This window comes from Microbacterium sp. (assembly GCF_047971895.1).
Classification (GTDB): Bacteria; Actinomycetota; Actinomycetes; order Actinomycetales; family Microbacteriaceae; genus Microbacterium.
Map to the genome: position 1 here is coordinate 1 of NZ_JBKEAF010000001.1, position 23,695 is coordinate 23,695.

A 23,695-nucleotide genomic window follows, 5' to 3' on the forward strand; every position below is an offset into this window, starting at 1 on the left:
CTACGAGGGGCCGCGTGGCGGGGCCGAGAACATCTCCAAGACCCTGTACGGGCATCGTATCGACGGCATTGTCGCGATCGGCGGAGAAGGCACACTCGCCGCGGCTGACCGCCTGCACAAGGATGGGATCAACGTGCTGGGCGTGCCGAAGACCATCGACAACGAGCTTCGCGCGACGGACTACTCGTTCGGCTTCGACACCGCGGTGACACTCGCCACCGACGCGATGGCCCGGCTGCGCACCACGGGCGACTCGCACAAGCGCTGCATGGTGGCCGAGGTCATGGGCCGGCGCGTCGGCTGGATCGCCCTGCACGCGGGCATCGCCGCGGGCGCGCACGTGATCTGCATCCCCGAGGTGACGATGTCGATCGACGAGATCGTCGCCCAGGTCGACAAGGCGCACGACCGCGGCCGGGCGCCGCTCGTGGTGGTCTCCGAGGGCTTCACGCTGACCGGCATGGACGAGGCGTACAGCGACAAGGGACTGGATGCCTTCAACCGCCCGCGCCTGGGCGGCATCGGCGAGGTGCTCGCCCCCCAGATCGAGCAGCTCAGCGGCATCGAGACCCGGTCGACGGTGCTGGGGCACATCCAGCGCGGCGGTTCGCCGTCGGGCTTCGATCGCGTGCTGGCCACGCGCCTCGGGCTGCACGCCGCCGATGCCGTGATGGACGAGGCATGGGGTCAGATGGTCGCGCTGCGCGGCACCGACATCGAGCGGGTGCCGTTCGCCGACGCGCTCGGCGAGCTGAACACGGTGCCGCTCTACCGCTACGAAGAAGCTGCCGCTCTCTTCGGCTGACACGCCCCTCTCTTCGGCTGACACGCCTCCTGCCGCTTCCCCCTCACCCCGACCCCTTCGCCCGAGCTCCTTCACCCCGACCCCTTCGCCGAAAACTCCTGTTCTGGCGGAGACAGGCCGTCAGACACCCGCCACATCCTGACTCCGCCGGATCAGGAGTTTTCCGCGAGGGGGCGGGTCGCCGGATCAGGAGTTTTGGACGACAGCCTGTCGGTGCAGGTTCTGCGCCATCGCCGTCAGCACTGTCGTCAGCACACTCGACCAGTCGAAGAGCACCTGGTAATAGTCGAACCTGAGGACGGTGTAGCCACGCAGCACGAGCCGCGCATCGGCCGCGAGGTCACGGCGCCGCTCCGCCGCCCTATGGTGGGTGAAACCGTCGATCTGCACGATCAGCGAGTCGCCGACGAGTCCATCGACCGCGTGCCCATCGATCCAGACCTGCTGTCGCACGGCGACGCCCGCCGTGCGCATGCCGTCGACGAAGTGAGTCTCGAGTCCGGAATCGGACAGGAAGGATGCCACGGCCGCGAGCGCGGCGGCATCCTCGCTACGCCACGCGACCCGCATGAGCACACCGGTTTCGACGGCTTGGTTCCGGATCGCCGACTCCCATACCGCCAAGGCGTCGCGACGAGCAAGGCAATGCGCGACGTGGAACAGCACGTTGACGATGTGCTCCTCCGTCGCACCTCGTCCGATGGGTGCCGGCCCGGTTCCCCAGTGGACATGGAGCCCGTCGGCGTCGAATCGGGATGCCGTCCCGGGAACCGCGACATGGATCTCGCCGTGCTTCGGGACCCAGAGTCTCTGTATCGCCGCCGCGCTGACGCACGTCACACGCCCACCGACGCGTGCGGCAGCGACTCGCCGGCGATCGCAGTCGATGGTGACCAGCCAGGAGCGACGCACACGGCGGAGTGCGTCCAGGCGCACCGCGTGCGCGACGTCGTACGGACGAAAGCCGGCCGCGCGCACGAGAGACGTGTGCGCGACACCGTGGCGAGTGCCCATCCACTCCATGAGTGCACGGTGACGGGTGACGATCGGCGGCTCTGTGCGTTGCATGTCGACGATCCTGCACGCGCGCTCACGCCTGTCGGGCGCCCCGGATGCATCCTGTGCAGAACTCGACCGCCGATTCACGTTGGGGAGGAACAGACCGCCCGCAACGGTGCGCCCCGCGACCGACCGCCTCCGAGATCAGGTGTTCTTGCTGACACAGGATGCCTGCGGCATCCATTCTCCTGATGTCGCCAGATCAGGAGTTTTCGGTGAAGTGAGGAAGGAGTGCGGCTGGGGTGCAGGGGTGGGGTGGGGTCGGTGGGGGCAGGTTGAGTGCAGGCGGTGCAGGGGGTCAGGATGTGTGCAGGACGTCGAGCAGCCAGGCGATCTCTACGGCGCGCTCGCGCCAGGCGTTGTAGCGCCCGCTCACACCGGCGTGACCGGCGACCATCTCGCACTTCAGCAGTGCGTCGGCGCCGACCTCTCGCAGCCGTGCCACCCACTTCGCGGGCTCGACGTACAGCACGCGCGTGTCGTTGAGCGAGGTCACGGCGAGCACCCGTGGATACTCCACACCGGAGCGCACGTTCTCATACGGCGTGTACGACTTCATGTACGCGTACACCTCGGGGTCGTGCAGCGGGTCGCCCCACTCGTCCCACTCGATGACCGTGAGCGGCAGTGACGGGTCGAGGATCGTCGTCAGCGCGTCGACGAACGGCACCCCGGCCAGGATACCGGCGAACAGCTCGGGCGCCAGGTTGGCGACCGCGCCCATCAGCAACCCACCCGCCGACCGCCCCTCGGCGACCAGCTGCTTCGGCGTCGTGTACCCGGCGTCGACCAGGTGCCGTGCGCAGTCGACGAAGTCGGTGAACGTGTTGCGCTTGCGCTGCAGCTTGCCGTCCTCGTACCACTGCCGGCCCATCTCGCCGCCGCCGCGGATGTGTGCGACGGCGAACACGACGCCGCGGTCGAGCTCCGAGAGCCTCGGCACCGAGAAGCCCGGCTCGATCGAGTGCTCGTACGAGCCGTACCCGTACAGGTGCAACGGTCGCGGCGACGCACCGGCATCGCCGAACGACCGCTTGAACACCAGCGACACGGGGATGCGGGTGCCGTCCTGCGCCGTGGCCCATACTCGCTCCTGCGCGTAGTCGGCCGGATCGTAGCCGCCGAGCACGGGTTGCTGCTTTCGCAGCAGCAGCTCGCGCGTGGCGACGTCGTAGTCGTACACCGTGCTCGGAGTCACGAACGAGGTGTACCCCAGCCGCACGACCGGCGGCGCCCACTCGGGGTTGCCGCTCGCGCCGGCCGCGAAGAGCGGTTCGGGGAAGGCGATCTCGCTCACTTCGCCTGTCGCGTACGGCAGGATGCCCGTGCGCGCCAGGCCCTCGCGCCGATAGTCGACCACGGCCCAGTCGCGGAAGCAGTCGACATCGAGCAGTCGGCGGCCGGGTACATGCTCGAGCAGCACGCGGCGGGCGCCCTGCGGGTCGTCGGCGTCGACGGCGACCAGTTCGAAGTCCAGCGCCTGTCCGCCGGCGGCCGCCTCGTCGTTGTGCAGCACGAGCAGGGTGTCGCGTCCGTCGATCACGGCATGGTCGACGGAGTACTCGACGCCCTCGCGGCGCGGCCAGACGACGACCGGCGGCGCGGACAGATCGGATGCCGGGACCAGCCACACCTCGGACGTGATCGACGAGCCGAGCCCGATCACGAGGAACCGGTCGCTGCGCGTGAACCCGCCGCCGAGCCAGTAGCGCTCGTCCGGCTCGTGGAACAGCTGCACGTCGTCGGCGACGGCGCTGCCGAGCACGTGATGCCACAGAGTGTCGGGCCGCCACGCGTCGTCGACGGTCGTGTAGACGATCGACGCGCCGTCGGGGGAGAACTCGGCGCCGGAGAACGTGTTTGCGATCTCGTCGGGCAGCTGCTGGCCGGTCACCAGGTCGCGCACGCGGATCGTGTAGCGCTCGTCGCCAGCGACGTCGATGCCGTAAAGCATGCGCGTGCCGTCCCGCGACACGTCGAACGAGCCCAGCGCGAAGAACTCGTGCGCGGCCGCTTCGACGTTGCCGTCGAGCAGGATCTGCTCGCCGGCGACGTCGACACCAGGGGTGAGTGCCGGGGGAGTCCAGTCGTCGGGGCCGGCGATCGGCGCGCGGCACTGGATGCCGTACTGCTGACCCTCCACCGTGCGCCCGTAATACCACCAGTCGCCGCGGCGGGACGGCACCGACAGGTCGGTCTCGAGCGTGCGCCCCTTGATCTCCTGGAAGATCTGCTCCTGCAGTCCGGCCAGATGCGCGGTGCGCTCCTGCGTGTACGCGTTCTCGGCCTCGAGGTGCGCGGTGACGTCGGCATCGTCTTTCGCGCGCAGCCACTCGTACGGGTCGTCGAACGTGTCACCGTGGTGGGTGCGGGGCGTGGGGTGGCGCGTGGCGACGGGGGCGTGGGCAGTGGTGTCCTGGGTCACTCGTCCACCGTAATCGAGAGCGGCACGGCAGGCGCCCGCGCCGGTTACCCGATGTCCCGCGAATGTGCGAGGATTTGCGTGTCCGGTTACCGGACTCAGAACTCTCGGTGAACTGTTCGTTCGCGTGCGCCGGCTCCGCCGGCTCCTACCCATCCACATCTCTACGGAAAGCGAACGGTGGAAGCAGCAGCACTGATCGTCGTCCTGGTCATCGCGCTGGCCCTCTTCTTCGACTTCACCAACGGGTTCCACGACACGGCCAATGCGATGGCCACGCCCATCGCCACCGGCGCGCTCAAGCCCAAGGTGGCGGTGTTGCTGGCGGCGGTCCTGAACCTCGTCGGCGCGTTCTTGTCGACGGAGGTCGCCAAGACCATCTCGGGCGGCATCATCCGTGAGGATCAGTTGTCGGCGGCGATCTTCCCGTCGATCATCTTCGCCGGCCTCATCGGGGCGATCACCTGGAACATGCTCACGTGGCTGCTGGGTCTGCCGTCCAGCTCGTCGCACGCGCTGTTCGGCGGCCTCATCGGTGCCACGCTGGTGGGTGCGAGCGCGGCGGCCATCGACTTCGGCGTCGTGCTGTCGAAGGTGATCCTGCCGGCCGTCATCGCGCCGCTGACCGCCGGTGTGATCGCATACGCGGTCACCAAGCTGGCCTATGCGCTCACCCGGAGGTACGACACCAAGCCCGACGGTCGCGATGGCTTCCGTTGGGGGCAGATCTTCACGTCGTCTCTGGTCGCTCTGGCCCACGGCACGAACGACGCACAGAAGACGATGGGCGTCATCACCCTTGCCCTGATCACAGTGGGCTGGCAGTCCGCCGCCCACCACGAGCCGCAGCTGTGGGTGGTCTTCGCGTGCGCGATCACGATCGCGCTGGGTACCTACATGGGCGGCTGGCGCATCATCCGCACCCTCGGCAAGGGGCTGACCGATGTGAAGCCCGCACAGGGGTTCTCGGCAGAGACGTCCACGGCATCCACGATCCTCGCGTCGAGCTTCTTCGGGTTCGCACTGTCGACCACGCAGGTCGCATCGGGATCGGTGATCGGGTCGGGCCTGGGCCGGCGCGGGTCGAAGGTGCGCTGGCGCACCGTCGGGCGCATCGCGATCGGCTGGCTCCTCACGCTCCCCGCGGCCGGTGCGGTCGGTGGTGCGGCGGCGCTGCTCGTCGTCTGGTTCGGCACGTGGGGCGTGCTCGTCGACGCGGTGATCGCGCTCGCCGTCATCGTGGGCCTGTTCCTGCGCTCACGTCGCAACCGGGTCGACGCCAGCAACGCCATGAGCGATGTCGCGGATTCGGGGCACGCCATCAAGATCAAGCGCAACCCGCCGCCCACGCGCCGGCAGCGGCGCATCCTGCGCGAGGAGGAGAGGCTCAAGGTCGAGGAGAGGGCCCGACAGAAGGCGGACGCGAAAGCGAAGGCGAAGGCGCTCGCGCGGCGTGACGCGGAGGAGCGGGCACGGGCGGATGCCCCGGCGAAGACCGCCGCACGCAACGGCGAGGGGGACGTGAAGTGATCGAGATCAACTGGGTCGCCTTTTTCGAGGTGTTCGCCGCCGCGCTCGTCGCCGCCGTGCTCGTGGTCGGCTTCTACGCGATCGCACTGCGCCTGATGGTGCGCGCCGGGCGGGCGCCGGTCGTGGCACCGGCCGAGTTCACCGACGCCATCTCGGTGATGACGTCGAAAGAGGTGCGCAAGGCCGAAAAGGCCGCGGCGAAGGCCGCCAAGCGCAGCCCGCTGACCGAGGGGCAGAAGCTCGTCGCGCTGATCGGCGCGTATGCGTGCTTCGGCCTGTGCGGGCTCGCGGTTCTGGGCGGCATCGTCCTGTTGGTGATCGGGCGCTGACGTCGGCCGCGGCTCCTAAGCTGGCGGCATGCGTGACGAGGCCGGCATCCATCCTTCCTTCGGTCAGCACCCACCGGCGCGGCACGTGCTCGTCCACGTATCGGACACGCACTTCCTGGCCGGGGATCGCCTGCTCGGCGACCGCTACGACACGGCGGCGAACTTCGGTCGCACGCTCGAGGCGATCGAGCGGCTGGAGGTGCGGCCGTCGGCGCTCGTGTTTACTGGGGATCTCGCAGATCTGGGCGAGCCGGAGGCGTATCACGCTCTGCGGCGTGCCGTCGAGCCCGTCGCCCGGCGCCTGGACTGCCCCGTCGTATGGGTGGCGGGAAACCACGACGAGCGCCCGGCGTTGCGGCGCGACCTGCTCGGGCTCGAGCCGACGCAGGATCCTGTGACATCCGTCCATGACCTCGACGGCCTGCGTCTGATCGCGCTCGACACGAGCGTGCCCGGCTGGCACCACGGCGAGCTCGGCGCACAGCAGCTGGCCTGGCTCGCAGACGAGCTGTCGCGGCCGGCGCCGCACGGCACGCTGCTGGCGCTGCACCATCCGCCGCTGCCGAGTCACGTGCCGCTGTTCGACATCCTCGAGCTGCGCGATCAGCCGGCGCTCGCCGAGGTGATCGCCGGGTCGGACGTGCGCGGCATCCTGGCCGGTCACCTGCATTACTCGACCAGCGGCACGTTCGCCGGCGTTCCGGTGGCCGTCGCGGCGGCGACGTGCTACACGATGGACATCTCCCGCCCGGCGGTGGAGGTCAACGGCATGGACGCCGGCCGATCGTTCCACCTCGTGCACGTGTACGACGAAATGATCACGCACTCGGTCGTTCCGGTCGTGGGCGAGGGCGAGCCGGGATTCTTCTCGGCGGAGTGGATCGAGCGGATGGCACGCCTGAGCCCGCAGGAGCGGCTCGACGTGTTCTCGCGTAAGCCGCCTCGGTACGACGATTAGGTGTTGCTGGCGACCGGCGTCGCAGAGTCTCTTCACGGAGGCAGGGGATTGCGGCATGCGCGGGGGTAGGCTCGACCCATCCCACACAACGCCGTGACCCAGAAGGACGCACGCATGGCCCTCGACTCCGCCCTGAAGACCCGCACCGAATCCGACTCCCTGGGGTCGATGGAAGTTCCTGCAGACGCCTACTGGGGCATCCACACCGCTCGCGCGCTGGAGAACTTCCCGATCGCCAAGCGCCCCATCTCGGTGTACGACGACCTGGTGCGCGCCCTCGCGATGGTCAAGCAGGCGTCGGCGCGGGCGAACCGCGACATCGGCACCCTCGCCCCCGACAAGGCCGAGCTCATCGACCGTGCCGCGCAGCGGGTGATCGACGGCGAGTTCCATGACCAGTTCGTCGTCGGTGTGATCCAGGGCGGTGCCGGCACCTCGACGAACATGAACGCGAACGAGGTCATCACCAACATCGCCCTCGAGCTGGCCGGACGCGAGAAGGGCGACTACGCGTTCCTCTCACCGATCGACCACACCAACCGCAGCCAGTCGACCAACGACGTCTACCCGACCGCGATCAAGGTGGGTCTGTCGCTCATGCTGCAGAGCATGCTCGAAGAGCTCGCACTCCTTCGGCAGGCGTTCCTCGACAAGGCTGTCGAGTTCCACGACGTGCTCAAGGTCGGCCGCACCCAGTTGCAGGATGCCGTACCCATGACGCTCGGCCAGGAGTTCCACGGGTTCGCCACGACGCTGCGCGAGGACTACGGCCGCCTGCTCGAGAACCGCTACCTGCTGTTCGAGGTCAACATGGGGGCCACGGCGATCGGCACCGGCATCACGACGCACCCCGAGTATGCGTCCACGGTGGTCAAGCACCTGCGTGAGATCACGGGCCTCGACCTCGAGACCGCGGCCGATCTGGTGGAGTCGACCAGCGACACGGGCGCGTTCATGTCGTTCTCCTCCTCGCTCAAGCGCAATGCCATCAAGCTGTCGAAGATCTGCAACGACCTGCGGCTGCTCTCCAGCGGCCCGCAGGCCGGCCTCGGCGAGATCAACCTGCCCGCCATGCAGGCGGGCTCGAGCATCATGCCGGGCAAGGTGAATCCCGTCATCCCCGAGGTCGTGAACCAGGTGGCCTTCTCGGTCGTCGGCGCCGATATGACGGTAACGATGGCGGTGGAGGCCGGCCAGTTGCAGCTGAATGCGTTCGAGCCGGTGATCGCGCACTCGATCTTCCAGTCGATCACCTGGATGCGTCAGGCGATGTGGACGCTGCGCGTGAACTGCGTCGAAGGCATCACCGCCAACCGCGAGCGCCTGGGCGCGATGGTCGGCTCGAGCGTCGGCGTGGTGACGGCGCTGACCCCGTTCATCGGCTATGCGGCTTCGGCCGCCCTGGCCAAGACCGCGTTGCTGACCGGTCGCAACATCGCCGATCTCGTGGTCGAGGCCGAGCTCATGTCGCGTGACGAGGTGACCAAGCAGCTGTCGCCGGCGCGCCTGTCGGGGCTGGAGGCCATCACGGTGGCGATCCCGATCGTGCAGGCTGCCGAAGACGTCGTCGTCGAGTGAGGCGGCGTTACCTGCCGAGGCCCGCATGCTCTAGCGTTTCGAGTGCGTCCCTGCGAGCGCTGACGAGAGGAACATCATGACCGATCCGCAGAACCCGACCCCGCCCGCGTACGGGACGCCACCACCCGCGTACAGTGCACCGCCGCCGGCGCCGTCGGTCGCGCCCGGACAGCCGCCGGCAACCAACACCTATCCGGGGAAGACGATGGGCATCGTCGCTCTGGTGCTGTCGTGCATCTTCTTCGTCGGCATCTCGGTGCTGGTGGGGCTGATCCTCGGCATCGTCGCGCTGGTGCAGAGCAAGAAGGCAGGCCGCAAGAACGGCCCGGCGCTCGCCGCGATCATCGTGGCATCCGTGCTGATCGTGATCAGCATCATCGTCGGCATCATCCTGGCGGTGACGCTGCTGCCGCTCATTCTCGACATGGCGGCGTTCTGCGTCGAGATGGGCCCGGGCGAGCACCTCTACAACGGCGTGATCATCACCTGCAGCTGAGCCGTGCGACGCGCTGTCGAGTCAGTCGATGATCCGGCAGTGCGTCGTCAGTTCGCCGATGCCGTCGATGCCGACGGTCACGGTCGAGCGGTCGCGCAGGAAGATCTGCGGATCCCGCGAGTAGCCGGCGCCGCCCGGACTGCCGGTTGAGATGAGCGTTCCCGGCAGCAGTGTCACCGACTGCGACAGGTGCGAGATGAGGGCGGCCACCGAGCGGACCATCTGCCCCGTCGAAGCGTCCTGCACCCGGTGCCCGTCGACGGTCGTCCAGATGTGCAGGTCCTGCGGGTCGGGGACCTCGTCCGCGGTGACCACGACGGGTCCTGTCGGCGTGAACCCGTCGAACGATTTGCACCGCGACCACTGCGCCTCCGAGAACTGGATGTCGCGTGCCGTGATGTCGTTGACGACGGTGTAGCCCCAGACGTGGTCGAGGGCCTCGTCGACCGACACGTCGTGTGCCGGGCGGCCGATGATCACGCCCAGCTCGGCCTCGTAGTCGATCGACTCGCTGAGCGACCGCGGCCACGACGTGGTCTGCCCGTGCCCGGTGAGCGAGTTGGGCCACAGTGTGAACACGGTCGGGTTGGTGTCGGTCTTCAGGCCCAGCTCGCCCGAGTGTGCGGCATAGTTCAGTCCGACGGCCAGGATGACGGGCGGGGCGAGGCAGGCCGACGCGAAGGCGACGTCGGAGAGTGGATGCCGCGGCGCGCCGCCCCGCGCCAGTCCCGCACGCAGCGCCTCCTGACCGGCGCTGCCTGCAGCGATGAGGCGCTCGAGCGTCGACGGCGCCCGTGCGTCGAGGTCGGACGCCAGAATGGCGTCGGTGTCGTCGACGACCGCCAGTCGAGGATCGGTGAATCCGGGCAGCACGACATGGGCGAAACGCATCCCTCCACGCTACCCGCGCTTTCGCTCGTGCAAACGATCGTGACCATAGGCTGAGCGATATGAGCTTTCCGTCGCCGCTATCGCAGCCGCAGCCGGGTGCGCCCGCGCTCGTGCCGCCGGCGCCGCCGGCCGGTCCGACGCCGTTGCCGGTCGCACCGCGGCGGGCGGGGTCTGCGGCGATCTGGATCATCGGCGTGCTGGCGGTGGTCTTGGTCGGGGTCGTCGGCTACTTCCTGACCTTCCTGGGTGCGGGTGCGTCGCTCATCGGCATGGTGCTGGCGCTGATCCCACTCGTCGTGGTGCTCGCCGTGGTGCGGGTCATCGACAGGTGGGAGCCCGAGCCGCTCCGGCTGCTCGTGCTGGCCTTCGTGTGGGGTGCGGTGGCGGCCGTCGCGCTCACGCTGCTCGTCGATACCGGTCTGCGGGTCGTGCTCGACCCACAGCCGTCGGGTGCGCAGGACGTGCTGAGCGGCATCGTGCAGGCGCCGATCGTGGAGGAGCTCGCGAAGGGCCTCGGCCTGCTCATCATCCTGGCCACCGGTCGTCGTGCCTTCGACGGCCCGGTCGACGGGGTCGTGTACGGGGCGATGATCGGCGCTGGATTCGCGTTCACCGAGAACATCCAGTACTTCGCGATCGCGTTCATCGAGGGCGGCCTGGCCCAGACCTCGACGACCTTCTTCATGCGCGGCATCCTCTCGCCGTTCGCGCACGTCATGTTCACCGCGGTCACCGGCTTCGCTCTGGGACTGGCCGCCCGCCGCGGCGCCCGCGGCGCCGCGGCGCTGAGGCCGTGGCTGGCAGGACTGGCCGGTGCGATCATGCTGCACGCGCTGTGGAACGGGTCGGCGCTGCTCGGCGACTTCTTCGCGCTCTACCTCACGCTGCAGGTGCCGCTGTTCCTTGGCTTCATCGTCGGCATCATCGCCCTTCGCCGTGAAGAGGCCCGGCTCACGCGTGCACGCCTGAGCGACTACGCGGCTGCCGGCTGGTTCACGCCGCAGGAGGTCGAGATGCTGGCCACGCCGGTTGGCCGGCGGACCGCGTTGGCCTGGGCGAAGACGCTGCGCGGCGACCGCACCGACATCATGCGGGCGTTCGTGCGCGACGCGACGGCGCTCGCCGCCACGCGCCAGCGCGCACTGACCGGTCGTGACCCGCGTGCGGTGCAGGACGAGCACGCGTACCTCGAGCGGGCCGCCGCTGCCCGGGCGGCGCTGCTCGCACCGTGACCGAGGCGCAGTGCTCGCAGCAAGACTCAGCGCCCGGTGCCGCGGCGATGCCTGCGTGTCTCCCGAGCGCTGAGTTGATCTGTCCTCAGGTTGCCGGGTCTGGCGACTTCTGTCAAGCATCCCGCCGGCACGTATTCGCGTCGGCGCGTTTCGCGGCACGCGTACCCGATTGACCCCGCCGGGCGCCCTCGGGTTGGATGGAGGCATGACCGATCGCACAAAGCCCGAGATCGACGCCCCCGAGGGGCCCGCACCGTCCGAGCTCGTCATCCGCGACATCATCGTGGGTGACGGCACCGAGGCTCAGCCCGGCGACACCGTCACTGTCCACTACCTGGGCGTCGAATACGACACCGGCGAGGAGTTCGACTCGTCGTGGAGCCGGGGGGAGAGCATCCAGTTCCCGCTGCGCGGCCTCATCCAGGGCTGGCAGGACGGCATCCCGGGCATGAAGGTCGGCGGCCGGCGCGAGCTCGTCATCCCGCCGCACCTGGCGTACGGGCCGGCCGGCGGGCACTTCCTCGGCGGCAAGACCCTGATCTTCATCATCGATCTGCTGGCGGTCGGCTGAAGAGAAACTTTCCATGCGCGGGAATGGATCAGGCAGAAGTGCCGTTCTCCTTTCGTGAGCTTGTCGCTGACGCGACGACGAACCGACACGAAGGATCGACATGACCACCACCACGATCGACATTCCCGGATACAAGGTCGGCACCTGGGTGCTCGACCCGTCACACAGCGAGGTCACCTTCAGCGTGCGCCACATGATGATCTCGAAGGTGCGCGGCACCTTCGGCGTCAAGAGCGCCACGATCGTCGCCGCTGAGAACCCGCTCGAGACCACGGTGACCGCGTCGGTGGACGTGACCTCGGTCGACACGAAGGACGAGGGCCGCGACAACCACCTGCGCTCGGCCGACTTCTTCGACATCGAGAACCATCCGACCATGGACTTCCGCTCCACCGGCGTGCGCATCGAGGACGGCGACTTCCTCGTCGACGGCGACCTCACGATCCGCGGCGTCACCAAGCCGGTCACGTTCGAGCTGGAGTTCGGCGGCTTCGGCACCGACCCGTGGGGCAACTACAAGGCCGGCGCGACGGCGACGACGATCATCAACCGCGAGGACTTCGGCCTCACCTGGAACACCGCGCTCGAGACGGGCGGTGTGCTCGTCGGCAAAGACGTCACGATCTCGCTCGACCTGCAGGCGAACCTGCAGGCCTGAACCTGCGTGAGAGGGCGGGATGCTGCGGCAGCACGCCGTGGCATCCCCCACCCTCTCTCACGGCACGGGGTTCTCGGCGTCGTACTCGCGGAAGCGGGGGTGCAGGCGCACGAGCAGGCCGACGAGGCACACGATGACGATGCCGCCCAGCAGCGGCGGGAACCACAGTGCCGCGAACGTCGCGAGCGTTCCCGAGTAGAGCGCTCCCAGTCGTGGCCCGCCCGTGACCACGACGGTGAAGATGCTCTGCAGCCGCCCGCGCACCGCATCTGGCACCGCCGACTGCATCATCGTCATGCGGTAGATCGCGCTGACGTTGTCGGCGGCGCCGACGAGGGCGAGGGTGAGGGCGGCCAGGCCGATGAGCACGTAGTTGGCATGGGTCTCGTCCACGATCGCGGGGGCGAACCAGCCGAGCTGGGCCGCGCCGAGCACGAGACCGAACAGCACGGTGGCCAGGCCGAACACCTGGATCGCCCGTTCGATGCCGAGGCCCTGCCGGCGCACGCGCCCGATGGGACCCGAGAACAGGCTCGACAGGAAGGCGCCTGCGGCGATGGATGCCGTGAGCACACCGGTCGTGATCGCGCCGCCGCCCAGCAGCACGGCACCGATGGCGGGGAACAGTGCCAAGGGGTGCCCGAACGTCATCGCGATGATGTCGAGGATGTACTGCAGGCGGATGTTCGGCGCGCGGCGGAGGAACCGCAGTCCGTCGCGCAGCGACTCGAGCCCGGGGCGGACGATCTCGCCTTCGGGCCTGATGCTCGGCAGCGTCCACAGCCCGAGGAACAGCGTCGACATGAGCAGCACGTCGATGCTGTACGTCCAGGCGTACCCGGCGACGGCGACCAGCACACCGGCCAGCGCGGGCCCTGCCATCACCATGATGCCGACGGTGATGCCGCTCAGCGCCGCGGCGGCCGGCAGCAGATCGCGGGGGATGAGCCGGGGCACGATCGCCGACCGGGTCGTCATCACGATGGAGTTGGCCGCCGCGTTGATGACGCTCAGCACGTACAGCCACCACACCGTCTCGAGCTGTGCCCAGGCCAGCACCGCCAGCATGAGCGTCGACAGCAGCGTGACCGACGCCGACAGCAGTCCGACGATACGGCGATCGAACGCGTCGGCGAGCATGCCGCCGTACAGGCCGGCGACGATCATCGGCACGAGTCCCGCGACGGCGATCATCGACACCGCGAACGTGTCGTGGGTGAGCTCGTAGACATGCAGCATGACGGCGACGATCGTCAGCTGGCCGCCCATGCCCGACAGCGTCGACCCGATCCACAGCCGGGTGAACGCGGGGGAGACCCGGAACGGCCGCAGGTCGATGAAGTGGTCGCGGCGCAGCCGCGCCATCAGGAGTCGACCTCGATGCGCTTGACGCGTGCGGAGTGCCCGCCCACGATGCGCACGCGGCTCGGCGCGGTGCCGAAGTGCGCCGCCAGCGCACGGACGACGCCGTCGTTGGCCGCGCCGTCGACGGCACGCTCGCGCACGAAGACGGTCAGGGCGTCGCCGGTCGTCTCGACCAGCGGCCCCTTGCGGCTCCCGGGCTTCACCCGCACCGTGTACTTCACGTCATGAGGCTACCCGGACCGGCGTCGTCGGGTGTGCGCGGGCATCCTGCTGACTGGTAGACTTGTGCGGTTGCCGTTTGATCGGCCGCGGATAAAGAGAGCTCACGCAGCAGGCGTCGGGCACCGCGCAACGACGAGGAAGGGGATCACCTATGGCATTGGAAGCAGACGTCAAGAAGGCGATCATCGAAGAGTACGCGACGCACCCCGGTGACACCGGATCCCCCGAGGTGCAGGTCGCAATGCTGACGCAGCGCATCAAGGACCTCACCGAGCACCTCAAGGAGCACAAGCACGACCACCACTCGCGTCGTGGTCTGTTCCTGCTCGTCGGTCAGCGCCGCCGTCTGCTCGGCTACCTCCAGGACATCGACATCGCGCGTTACCGCACGCTGATCGAGCGCCTGGGGCTGCGCCGCTGACGCGACCCGGCGTATATCGCACTTCTTCCGAAGGCCGTCCCACGGTGTGGGGCGGCCTTCGCCGTGCCCGTGGCATCCCATCACCCCCATCACCCCCATCACCCCCATCACCCCCATCACCCTCCCCATCGCCACCACCCATCGCCACCACCCATCGAAAACTCCTGATCTGGTGACATCAGGATGTTTCGGGGACGGAACGTCCTGTGTCGGCCGGAACACCTGATCTGGGAAGCGCCGATAGGGTCGGGAGCGTGCCCGAACGTCGCCTGCTGACCGTTGACCCGGCCGATTGGCGTGGGGTGCACGCGGCGCTGCGCGCGCGGCTGGACGGCGCTGGTGCTGCAGTGTTCCCAGTGAATGCGGCCGACGCGCCAGTCGAGGTGGGCGATGACATCGCGCTGGTGATCGAGACGTCGGGGTCGACCGGCGCACCCAAACGGGTCGCGCTGAGCGAGCGGGCGCTGCGGGCGAGCGCACAGGCGACGGATGCCGCGCTCGGCGGCGCGGGGCAGTGGCTGCTGTGCCTGTCGCCGGCCTTCGTCGCCGGCTCGCAGCTGCTTGTGCGCTCGGTGCTGTGCGGGACCGAGCCGATTGCCGGGCCGCTGCACGGGTTCGACGCACCCGGCTTCGCCGAGGCATCCGCCGCGATGACGCATGCACGCCGCTACACCGCGCTGGTTCCCGCGCAGCTCGCTCGCCTGGTCGAGGCCGGGGAGTCGGATGCCGCGGTGCGCACCGCCACGGCGCGCTTCGATGCCGTGCTCATCGGCGGGCAGGCGCTGCCGGCATCCGTCGCCGCCCGGGCGCTTGACCTCGGGTACCGCATCGTGCGCACCTACGGCTCGTCCGAGACCGCGACCGGCTGCGTCTACGACGGATACCCGATCGGCCAGACGCGGCTGCGCATCAGTGACGGCGTGCTCGAGATCAGTGGCCCCATGCTCGCCGACAGCTATCTCGGCGACCCTGACGCCACGGCCGCTGCCTTCCGCATCGACGACGGCGTGCGCTGGTATCGCACCGGCGACCTCGCCGAGCTCCGTCCCGACGGCCGGCTGCGGGTGCTCGGCCGTGCCGACGACGTGATCATCTCTGGCGGCGTGAAGGTGGCGCTCGGGCGCGTCGAGGCGCTCGTGCGCGAGCTGCCCGGTCTGACCGACGCGGTCGTGGTGGGTGCGCCCTCGGCACGGTGGGGTGAGGTGCCGGTCGTCGTCGTGGCGGGTGAGCCCGCGGCATCCCTCCCTCTGGAAGACGTGCGCACCCGCGTGGGCGCGGGGCTCGGCGCTGCTGCGCGCCCGGCATGCATCGTCACGATGCCGGAGCTGCCGCTGCTCGCAACAGGCAAGCCCGACCGTCGCTCCCTCGCCGCCCAGCTCGCGCCCGACGCCCCTGAGTACCCTGACGCCCCCTGAGCGCCCCCGCACGTCCTCTGAGCGCCCCCGCACGCCCTCGCTCCAAAACTCCTGATCCGGCGCATTCAGGGCATGCGCGGCAATGATCGTCCTGTGCTCGTCAGATCAGGAGTTTTCGGCGGTGGGGGTGGGGCACATCACGCGCCGACGGCAGGGCACATCACACGCGGGCGGTGGATCACATCACACGGCGGTGGCGCGGGCCGCGAGCAGGTCGGCATGCCAGCGCTCGGCGACGTCGGGGTGCGCGCGCAGGCGCGACTTCAGCGCGTTCTCTCCGTACAGTGCGTGGATCGGGTTCGCCGGGTCCTGCGTGACACCGGTCGCCTGAGCGGCGAGCTCGGCGGGCAGCTCGATGAGCGGCAGCCGCTGGTCGAGCGCGGGATTGAAGAAGAACGGCACCGAGATGCGGTCGTCGGGGAACCGCGGCGACACGACGCGGTGGTTGGTGGCCTTCAGGTAGCCCTGCGTAGCGTACTCGAGCAGTTCGCCGATGTTCACGACGAAGGCGCCGGGCACCGGTGGCGCATCCACCCATTCGTCGCCGCGCTGCACCTGCAGGCCGCCCTTGCCGGGCTCGATCCACAGCAGCGTGAGCACACCGGAGTCCTTGTGCGCACCGACGCCCTGCTGGGGCTCCGGCGCGGTCGACCCGGGGTAGCGCACGATCTTGATGAGCGTCGACGGCTCACCGAAGTGCTCGTCGAAGTACGACTCCGCCGCACCGAGCGACAGCGCCCACGCACGCAGCAGTCTGCGCGCCACGCCGCTGAGGTGATCGTGCCACTCGGTCACGACCTGCTGCAGCTCTGGCTGCGCCGCCGGCCACAGGTTCGGGCCGATGAGGCGGTGGAAATCGGGCCCGCCGACGACCACCTCGCGCTCGGGGCCGATATCGATCTGCTCGCGCCAGTCGACCTCGCCCTGCGTGCGCTCGCCGCCGGTACGGGTGTAGCCGCGGAAGTGCGGGCTCGTGACGTTCTCGATCGCGAGCTTGTCGGCCACGGGCAGGGCGAAGAAGTCGCGCGCGGCGCGGTGCAGGCGCCCTTCGAGTTCGGGCGTCACCCCCGTGCCGGTGAGATAGAAGAAGCCGACCTCGTGCGTCGCCCTGCGCAGGTCGTCGCAGAATGCGGCGGCAGCGATGGGCCCGTCGTCGAGGCGGGACAGGTCGAGGATGGGAAGGTTCAGATCGGGCATACATCGACCGTAGGCGGATACGACGCCGCCCGGGCGCACTGTTGCGTCGTGTTAAGCGACCGCGTGATGTGATGGTGCGGCCGGCCGGAGGGGCGCGTGGCCTACCCGACCCGGGCATGCCCCGTGCGAGACGACCCCGCACCAGCTCGTGCGTGACATGGTGCAGCTGTTCGAGACCGCGCCCCAGGAATAACCTCGACATGGCTGCGTTTCACGAAGTATATTCACTCGCATAAACTACGGAGCGATCGTGAGCGACAACACCAGCTGGCCGGCCATGCAGTTCGGCATCTTCTCGGTGAGCGACATCACCCAGGACCCGACCACGGGGCGTACGCCCTCCGAGGCCGAGCGCATCCAGGCCACCTTGACCATCGCCACGCACGCCGAGGAGGTGGGGCTCGACGTCTTCGCCATCGGCGAGCATCACAATCCGCCGTTCTTCTCGTCGTCGCCGACCACGACGCTCGCCTACATCGCTGCGCAGACCGAGCGGCTCGTCGTCTCGACGGCCACGACGCTCATCACTACGAACGACCCGGTGAAGATCGCCGAGGACTTCGCGATGCTGCAGCACATCTCGGGCGGCCGCGCCGACGTCATGCTCGGCCGCGGCAACACCGGACCGGTGTACCCCTGGTTCGGCAAGGACATCCGCCAGGGTCTTCCACTGGCGATCGAAAACTACGCCCTGCTGCACAAGCTGTGGCGCGAAGACGTCGTGGACTGGGAGGGTACGTTCCGCACACCCCTGCAAGGCTTCACCTCCACGCCGCGGCCGCTCGACGACGTGCCCCCGTTCGTGTGGCATGGCTCGATACGCACACCCGAGATCGCCGAGCAGGCCGCCTACTACGGCGACGGCTTCTTCGCGAACAACATCTTCTGGCCCGCGGAGCACTACCAGCGCCTCATCGAGCTGTACCGCCAGCGCTACGCCCACTACGGGCACGGCGCTCCCGAACAGGCGATCGTGGGCCTGGGCGGTCAGGTGTTCTTGGCGGCGAAGTCACAGGACGCCATCGCGCAGTTCCGCCCCTATTTCGACGCCGCCCCGGTGTACGGACACGGCCCGTCCCTGGAGGACTTCACCGAGATGACGCCACTCACCGTCGGCTCACCGCAGCAGGTCATCGACCGCTACGCCGGCATGCGCGACCTGTTCGGCGACTACCAGCGCCAGCTGTTCCTCATGGACCACGCCGGCCTACCGCTCAAGACCGTGCTCGAGCAGCTCGACATTCTCGGGGGCGAGGTCGTGCCCGTGCTGCGCCGCGAGCTCGCGCAGAACCGGCCGACCGCCGTCCCGGACGCTCCGACTCACGCCGCGCTCGTGCGTGCCACGTACGGCGACGAGGCCCCCCGCCAGCCGCGCCCGAACGCCAACCGCGGAGACAACGTCACGGGCGGCTCGCCATACCAGGACACGCCGGCCCCCGCCGGTGCGGCCTTCGGCCTCGCACGGAAGGATGCCTGAGATGACCGCGGCACACCGGTGCTCATCGGCGCCAACGCGGGCACACCGCGGCATTCCCTGGCGATCGACTACGCGATCCGGCCGCTGTTCGCCTACGTGCATGCCGATGCCGTGTCCACTGGGGTGTTCGCGGCGTCGGCCGACTGGGGCGGCGCGGGCGATCAGGTCGCTCCGCTGGCCGACCGCATCGACAAGGGCGCCCGTGAACTTGCCGAGGCGATCGAGCGGCGCGGGGCGAAGGCATCTGTCGACCCGTTCGACCCCTCGTCGTACCTCGGCGAAGGCCGCTCGTTCGACCACCTGCTGGGCGGTTTCGCCGGAGAGTGAGAGGCCTGCCTGCCTCAGCCGCTCTTGCGACGGAACTCGCGCCTGGTCGTGGGGGCGTGCGTGCCGTGCACGGCGGAGTCCCCGTCGAGATGCGCCTCGCCCTCGCGGTGCTGTGCGTTCTTCTTGTCCAGCGCCTCGCGGAACTTGCGCTTCATCTCATCCGATGCGCCGCCGGCAGTGTCGTCGGTGCTCATGGCCTCATCTTAGAGGGAGAAGCACTGTCCCCTGGTAGGATTGGTGAGGTTGCCCTCGGGCATCCGTTCAACCACATATGAGCACGGTGTTCACGTGCTCAGCGGAGCAGGCTGGCAGCTAGCTGGTCCCCTGTGGTGGGTTCCCCGTCGATCGTGCCGGGTGATCTTCTACTGGTGACCAGTGCTGGCGAATCCGCGGGTCCGCTCGCGCGCCGAGATCTGCCTGTTCCTGCTCCTTCGCAATGCTCGCGCGTCAGACGGACGCGCGAGCTAAAACAAAGAAGGAGAGACCTCTTGGAAGGTCCTGAAATCACGTTCGCCGAAGCCGTCCTCGACAACGGCCGCTTCGGCACCCGCACCGTCCGGTTCGAGACCGGACGCCTTGCCCAGCAGGCGCAGGGTGCCGTCGCCGCCTACCTCGACGAGGAGACGATGCTGCTGTCGGCCACCAGCGCCGGCAAGCACCCTCGCGAGGGCTTCGACTTCTTCCCGCTGACGGTCGACGTCGAAGAGCGCTCGTACGCGGCCGGCAAGATCCCCGGCTCGTTCTTCCGCCGCGAGGGCCGCCCCTCGACCGAGGCCATCCTCGTGTGCCGGCTCATCGACCGCCCGCTGCGCCCGTCGTTCGTCGACGGCCTGCGCAACGAGGTGCAGATCGTCGTCACGGTGCTCTCGATCGCACCGGGTGAGTTCTACGACGCGCTCGCGATCAACGCGGCCTCGCTGTCGACGCAGATCTCCGGTCTGCCGTTCTCGGGCCCGATCGCCGGCGTTCGCCTGGCGCTCATGCCCGGCCACGGTGAGCACGGCGACCAGTGGATCGCCTTCCCGACGGTCGCGCAGCTCGAGGAGGCCGTGTTCGACCTCATCGTCGCCGGCCGGGTGCTGCCCGACGGCGACGTCGCGATCATGATGGTCGAGGCCGAGGCCACCGAAGGCAGCTGGAACCTCATCAAGGGCGGCGCGACGAAGCCGTCCGAAGAGGTCGTCGCACAGGGTCTCGAAGCGGCCAAGCCCTTCATCAAGGAGCTCGTCGCGGCACAGAACGTCGTGGCGAACACCGCGGCGAAGGAGATCAAGGAGTTCCCGGTCTTCCTCCCCTACAGCCCCGAGACCTACGAGTTCGTCGCCGCCCGCGCGTATGACAAGCTCGCCGCCGTCTACCAGATCGCCGAGAAGGTCGCCCGGCAGGACGCCGACGACGAGGTGAAGGATGCGGTCAGGGCCGAGCTCTCCGCCGCGATCGAGGCGGGCGAGCTCCCCGCCGCGGCAGCAGCGGAGTTCTCTGCGGCGTACAAGTCGGTGACGAAGAAGATCGTGCGCGGGCGCATCCTCACCGACGGTGTCCGCATGGACGGGCGCGGGCTCGCCGACATCCGCCCGCTCGACGCGGAGGTCGACGTGATCCCCCGCGTGCACGGATCGGCGATCTTCCAGCGCGGTGAGACCCAGATCCTGGGCGTCTCCACGCTGAACATGCTCAAGATGGAGCAGCAGATCGACTCGCTGTCGCCGGTCACCCGCAAGCGGTACATGCACCACTACAACTTCCCGCCGTACTCGACCGGTGAGACCGGCCGGGTGGGCAGCCCCAAGCGCCGCGAGATCGGCCACGGCTTCCTTGCCGAGCGCGCTCTCGTGCCGGTGCTGCCGTCGCGCGAGGAGTTCCCGTACGCGATCCGTCAGGTGTCCGAGGCACTCGGCTCCAACGGCTCGACGTCTATGGGCTCGGTGTGCGCATCGACCCTGTCGCTGCTGAACGCCGGTGTGCCGCTGCGCGCACCCGTCGCCGGCATCGCGATGGGCCTGGTCTCGGACGAGGTCGACGGTGAGACCCGCTACGCGGCGCTCACCGACATCCTCGGCGCGGAGGACGCCCTCGGCGACATGGACTTCAAGGTAGCCGGCACCAGCGAGTTCGTCACGGCGATCCAGCTCGATACGAAACTCGACGGCATCCCGTCGTCGGTGCTCGCGGGTGCGCTGGAGCAGGCCAAGGACGCGCGACTGAAGATCCTCGATGTCATCGATGCGGCCATCGACAGCCCCGACGAGATGGCGCCCACCGCGCCGCGCGTCATCAGCGTGCAGATCCCGGTCGACAAGATCGGTGAGCTCATCGGGCCCAAGGGCAAGACGATCAACGCGATCCAGGATGAGACCGGTGCCGACATCTCCATCGAGGAGGACGGCACGGTGTACATCGGCGCGGTCGACGGTCCGTCTGCCGAGGCGGCTCGCGCGCAGGTGAACGCGATCGCCAATCCCACCAACCCGGAGGTCGGCGAGCAGTTCCTCGGCACGGTGGTGAAGATCGCCGCGTTCGGCGCGTTCATCTCGCTGCTGCCCGGCAAGGACGGACTGCTGCACATCAGCGAGATCCGCAAGCTCGCCGGTGGAAAGCGCGTGGAGAACGTCGAGGACGTGCTCAGCGTCGGCCAGAAGCAGCTCGTGCGCATCACCAAGGTCGACGACCGCGGCAAGCTCTCGCTTGAGCCCGTGCTCGACGAGTCGGCCGACGCCGCGGCAGAGGCTCCGACCGAGGGCTGAGAAGCGGCCACAGACGCCCGGTCGCCTCGCAGGGAGGGGTGACCGGGCGTTCTGCGCGCTTTGTGATCGAAGCGTTATGCAATATTCGCCAACTGGCCGCGGGAACGGCCTGATCAGCCGCATCCCTGCCCTAGCCTTCTTGTAAGCGTCGGGGGCGACGCGAAGAGCGATCACGAGGCCCAGGCATCGTGAGAGGGGCGACATGCGTATCTTCGGCGTCGGTTCATCCGAAGCGGCACAGACGGCGATCGGCACGTCCACCGCGACGTCCGCGCCGACAGTGAGGACGCGCAGCATCCACCCCTCGGCCCCGATCCCGGTGCAGGGCGCTCCGATCGGCGAAGCCCTGCGCGTTCCGCTCGGCGAAAGCGGCCTGAGCGTGTTCCCGTTGATCCTCGGCGGCGCCGAGTTCGGCTGGAACGTCGACATCGCAGCGAGCCACTCGATCCTCGATCGGTATCGCGCCTTCGGCGGCAACATCGTGCACACCGCCGACAGCCATGCGTCGGGTCGCAGCGAGCACATCATCGGCCGGTGGATCACCACACGGTCGGCGCGCGACGACATCGTGGTGGCGACCCGCGTGGCCGGCAGCGTCGACCACCCCGGGCTGGGGTCGGTGAACCTCGTGCGCGCCGTGGAGGCCTCGCTGCAGCGACTGGAGACCGACCGCATCGACCTGCTCTACCTCGACGGCGGCGCCGACCTGCGCACCCCGCTGGACGAGACTCTCGCGACAGCGGAGTGGCTCGTCGAGTCGGGCAAGGTGCGCGCCGTCGGCGCATTCGGCTTCACCCCCGAACGGCTGGTCGAAGCACGGATCCTGTCATCGGCCGGCTACCCGCACCTGACCGTGCTCGATGCGCCCTACAACGTGCTGCGCCGGAAGGACTTCGAGGGCGACCTGCGCCTGGTCGCGGGCGCTCAGGGGATGGCGGTGACGCCCTCGCACGCCCTGCAGCACGGGTTCCTCTCGGGTCGGTACCGCTCGCGCCCGCGCAAGGGCGACAACACCGGCGTGCGGCGAGCTCAGGCGGTCGGCAGCCTCAACCGCCGCGGCAACCGCATCTTGCGGGCACTGGATACCGTCGCCGGCGACGTGGATGTTCCGCCTGCTGCGGTCGCGGTGGCGTGGCTGCTCGCGCAGAAGCCGGTCGTCGCGCCGATCGTGAACGTGTTCGCACCCGATCAGGTGGATGAGCTCGTCCGCGGAATCGGTGTGCGCCTCAGCCGCGCACAGCTCTCGGAGTTGGCGCGCGCTGCCGAGTGACGACGGGCCGACGCCCGCAGGAGTGACGTAGGGTGGATGAGGCGGCTCGGCCGCCGACCCGGACCTCTTGTCGCGAAAAGTGAGCCTGTGCAGTGACGCATTACCTCTACCTCGTGCGCCACGGTGAACAGCAGGATGCCGAGCACGGTCTGCCCGACGGTCCGCTCTCGCCGAGAGGTCAGCGGCAAGCGGCGCTCGTCGCGGACCGGCTGTCGGGCGTTCCCCTCACTTCGGTGTGGCACTCGCCGTTGCAGCGTGCCGCGCAGACGGCCGAGGTGCTCGCCGAGCGGCTGCCGGCCGTCGACCCGAAGCCGAGCGCCCTGCTCTTCGACTGCGTGCCCACCGGGATCACCCCCGACACGCCGAGCGCCTTCGAGCCGTTCTTCGGCTCGATCAGCGATGAGCAGATCGAGGCTGGCCACGCGCAGATGGCCGACGCCGTGGCAGAGTTCCTGGCACGCAAGCCCGGCGAGATGCACGACGTGCTGATCACGCACAACTTCGTGATCGCCTGGTTCGTCCGTGAGGTGCTGCAGACGCCGGAATGGCGCTGGATGACCCTCAACCAGGCCAACTGCGGGCTGACCGTCCTCGGGCAGAAGCCCGGCCGGCCCTGGACCCTGCTCACGTTCAACGACATGGCGCATCTACCCGTCGAACTGCGCACCGGGCTGCCCGAGTCGCTGCCGTTCTGAGGTCGACCGGTGCCTTCGGTCGGCTGAATAGGA

22 protein-coding genes and 1 pseudogene are annotated in these 23,695 nt (G+C 68.9%); 16 read left to right on the top strand and 7 right to left on the bottom strand.

Going from position 1 to position 23,695, the window contains the following annotated elements; genetic code table 11:
• A partial coding sequence (locus tag ACK5IN_RS00005; RefSeq protein WP_416894181.1) for an ATP-dependent 6-phosphofructokinase occupies positions 1-805 on the top strand: 805 nt, incomplete at its 5' end.
• Between the two features lie 186 nt (positions 806-991).
• On the opposite strand, the gene ACK5IN_RS00010 is transcribed toward ACK5IN_RS00005, so the two are convergent.
• Complete coding sequence (locus ACK5IN_RS00010; protein WP_416894182.1) at positions 992-1,873, bottom strand: endonuclease domain-containing protein; 882 nt, start codon at positions 1,871-1,873, stop codon at positions 992-994.
• A 289-nt stretch (positions 1,874-2,162) separates the two neighbouring features.
• Complete coding sequence (locus ACK5IN_RS00015; RefSeq protein WP_416894183.1) at positions 2,163-4,289, bottom strand: S9 family peptidase; 2,127 nt, start codon at positions 4,287-4,289, stop codon at positions 2,163-2,165.
• A 177-nt stretch (positions 4,290-4,466) separates the two neighbouring features.
• Between ACK5IN_RS00015 and ACK5IN_RS00020 the strand changes: the two genes are divergently transcribed.
• From ACK5IN_RS00020 to ACK5IN_RS00040, 5 genes are all read left to right on the top strand, one after another.
• The gene (locus ACK5IN_RS00020) at positions 4,467-5,816 is read left to right on the top strand and encodes an anion permease (protein ID WP_416894184.1); all 1,350 of its coding nucleotides are present in this window, start codon (positions 4,467-4,469) and stop codon (positions 5,814-5,816) included.
• Positions 5,813-6,145: a peptidase gene (locus tag ACK5IN_RS00025; RefSeq protein ID WP_416894185.1), complete on the top strand. Its 333-nt coding sequence runs from the start codon at positions 5,813-5,815 to the stop codon at positions 6,143-6,145. The genes ACK5IN_RS00020 and ACK5IN_RS00025 overlap by 4 nt, the downstream gene beginning before the upstream one ends.
• Before the next feature lie 28 nt (positions 6,146-6,173).
• A complete protein-coding gene (locus tag ACK5IN_RS00030) occupies positions 6,174-7,103 on the top strand; it encodes a metallophosphoesterase (protein WP_416894186.1) in 930 nt (309 codons plus the stop codon).
• 114 nt (positions 7,104-7,217) lie between these two features.
• The gene (locus ACK5IN_RS00035; protein WP_416894187.1) at positions 7,218-8,681 is read left to right on the top strand and encodes an aspartate ammonia-lyase; all 1,464 of its coding nucleotides are present in this window, start codon (positions 7,218-7,220) and stop codon (positions 8,679-8,681) included.
• A 76-nt stretch (positions 8,682-8,757) separates the two neighbouring features.
• The gene (locus ACK5IN_RS00040; protein ID WP_416894188.1) at positions 8,758-9,177 is read left to right on the top strand and encodes a DUF4190 domain-containing protein; all 420 of its coding nucleotides are present in this window, start codon (positions 8,758-8,760) and stop codon (positions 9,175-9,177) included.
• A 21-nt stretch (positions 9,178-9,198) separates the two neighbouring features.
• Here the strand turns inward: ACK5IN_RS00040 and ACK5IN_RS00045 are convergent, their stop codons facing one another.
• Positions 9,199-10,068 (bottom strand): fumarylacetoacetate hydrolase family protein, encoded by an 870-nt coding sequence (locus ACK5IN_RS00045; RefSeq protein ID WP_416894189.1) that lies wholly within the window; start codon positions 10,066-10,068, stop codon positions 9,199-9,201.
• Between the two features lie 59 nt (positions 10,069-10,127).
• Here ACK5IN_RS00045 and ACK5IN_RS00050 point away from each other — a divergent pair, with 59 nt between their 5' ends.
• The 3 genes from ACK5IN_RS00050 (at position 10,128) to ACK5IN_RS00060 (ending at position 12,529) form a co-directional block, all read left to right on the top strand.
• Positions 10,128-11,300 carry a PrsW family intramembrane metalloprotease gene (locus tag ACK5IN_RS00050; RefSeq protein WP_416894190.1) on the top strand — a complete coding sequence of 391 codons (1,173 nt, stop codon included), beginning with the start codon at positions 10,128-10,130 and terminating at the stop codon, positions 11,298-11,300.
• A gap of 205 nt (positions 11,301-11,505) precedes the next feature.
• On the top strand, positions 11,506-11,871 hold the full coding sequence (locus ACK5IN_RS00055) for an FKBP-type peptidyl-prolyl cis-trans isomerase (RefSeq protein WP_416894191.1): 366 nt from the start codon (positions 11,506-11,508) through the stop codon (positions 11,869-11,871).
• 100 nt (positions 11,872-11,971) lie between these two features.
• Positions 11,972-12,529, top strand: coding sequence for a YceI family protein (locus tag ACK5IN_RS00060; protein ID WP_416894192.1), 558 nt, complete (start codon positions 11,972-11,974; stop codon positions 12,527-12,529).
• 57 nt (positions 12,530-12,586) lie between these two features.
• On the opposite strand, the gene ACK5IN_RS00065 is transcribed toward ACK5IN_RS00060, so the two are convergent.
• Both ACK5IN_RS00065 and ACK5IN_RS00070 read right to left on the bottom strand, forming a co-directional pair.
• Positions 12,587-13,894 carry an MFS transporter gene (locus tag ACK5IN_RS00065; protein WP_416894193.1) on the bottom strand — a complete coding sequence of 436 codons (1,308 nt, stop codon included), beginning with the start codon at positions 13,892-13,894 and terminating at the stop codon, positions 12,587-12,589.
• Positions 13,894-14,115 (bottom strand): DUF167 domain-containing protein, encoded by a 222-nt coding sequence (locus tag ACK5IN_RS00070; RefSeq protein WP_416894194.1) that lies wholly within the window; start codon positions 14,113-14,115, stop codon positions 13,894-13,896. The genes ACK5IN_RS00065 and ACK5IN_RS00070 overlap by 1 nt, the downstream gene beginning before the upstream one ends.
• 152 nt (positions 14,116-14,267) lie before the next feature.
• On the opposite strand from ACK5IN_RS00070, the gene rpsO reads away from it, so the two are divergent.
• Both rpsO and ACK5IN_RS00080 read left to right on the top strand, forming a co-directional pair.
• Positions 14,268-14,537: a 30S ribosomal protein S15 gene (gene rpsO / locus ACK5IN_RS00075; protein ID WP_416894195.1), complete on the top strand. Its 270-nt coding sequence runs from the start codon at positions 14,268-14,270 to the stop codon at positions 14,535-14,537.
• Positions 14,538-14,791: 254 nt separating this feature from the next.
• Entirely contained in the window at positions 14,792-15,952 is a 1,161-nt protein-coding gene (locus ACK5IN_RS00080; RefSeq protein WP_416894196.1) for an AMP-binding protein, read from the top strand.
• A 183-nt stretch (positions 15,953-16,135) separates the two neighbouring features.
• On the opposite strand, the gene ACK5IN_RS00085 is transcribed toward ACK5IN_RS00080, so the two are convergent.
• Positions 16,136-17,149: an isopenicillin N synthase family dioxygenase gene (locus tag ACK5IN_RS00085; protein ID WP_416894197.1), complete on the bottom strand. Its 1,014-nt coding sequence runs from the start codon at positions 17,147-17,149 to the stop codon at positions 16,136-16,138.
• Between the two features lie 277 nt (positions 17,150-17,426).
• Between ACK5IN_RS00085 and ACK5IN_RS00090 the strand changes: the two genes are divergently transcribed.
• Both ACK5IN_RS00090 and ACK5IN_RS00095 read left to right on the top strand, forming a co-directional pair.
• Entirely contained in the window at positions 17,427-18,626 is a 1,200-nt protein-coding gene (locus ACK5IN_RS00090) for an LLM class flavin-dependent oxidoreductase (protein WP_416894255.1), read from the top strand.
• A 9-nt stretch (positions 18,627-18,635) separates the two neighbouring features.
• A pseudogene (locus tag ACK5IN_RS00095) lies at positions 18,636-18,953 on the top strand (NADPH-dependent FMN reductase); the annotation flags it as partial.
• 14 nt (positions 18,954-18,967) lie between these two features.
• On the opposite strand, the gene ACK5IN_RS00100 reads toward ACK5IN_RS00095, so the two are convergent.
• Positions 18,968-19,147, bottom strand: coding sequence for a DUF5302 domain-containing protein (locus ACK5IN_RS00100; protein ID WP_416894198.1), 180 nt, complete (start codon positions 19,145-19,147; stop codon positions 18,968-18,970).
• A gap of 294 nt (positions 19,148-19,441) precedes the next feature.
• Here ACK5IN_RS00100 and ACK5IN_RS00105 point away from each other — a divergent pair, with 294 nt between their 5' ends.
• From ACK5IN_RS00105 to ACK5IN_RS00115, 3 genes are all read left to right on the top strand, one after another.
• Positions 19,442-21,697, top strand: coding sequence for a polyribonucleotide nucleotidyltransferase (locus ACK5IN_RS00105; RefSeq protein ID WP_416894199.1), 2,256 nt, complete (start codon positions 19,442-19,444; stop codon positions 21,695-21,697).
• 202 nt (positions 21,698-21,899) lie between these two features.
• Entirely contained in the window at positions 21,900-22,967 is a 1,068-nt protein-coding gene (locus ACK5IN_RS00110; RefSeq protein WP_416894200.1) for an aldo/keto reductase, read from the top strand.
• A 92-nt stretch (positions 22,968-23,059) separates the two neighbouring features.
• Positions 23,060-23,662 (top strand): histidine phosphatase family protein, encoded by a 603-nt coding sequence (locus ACK5IN_RS00115; RefSeq protein ID WP_416894201.1) that lies wholly within the window; start codon positions 23,060-23,062, stop codon positions 23,660-23,662.
• Positions 23,663-23,695: the final 33 nt, after the last annotated feature.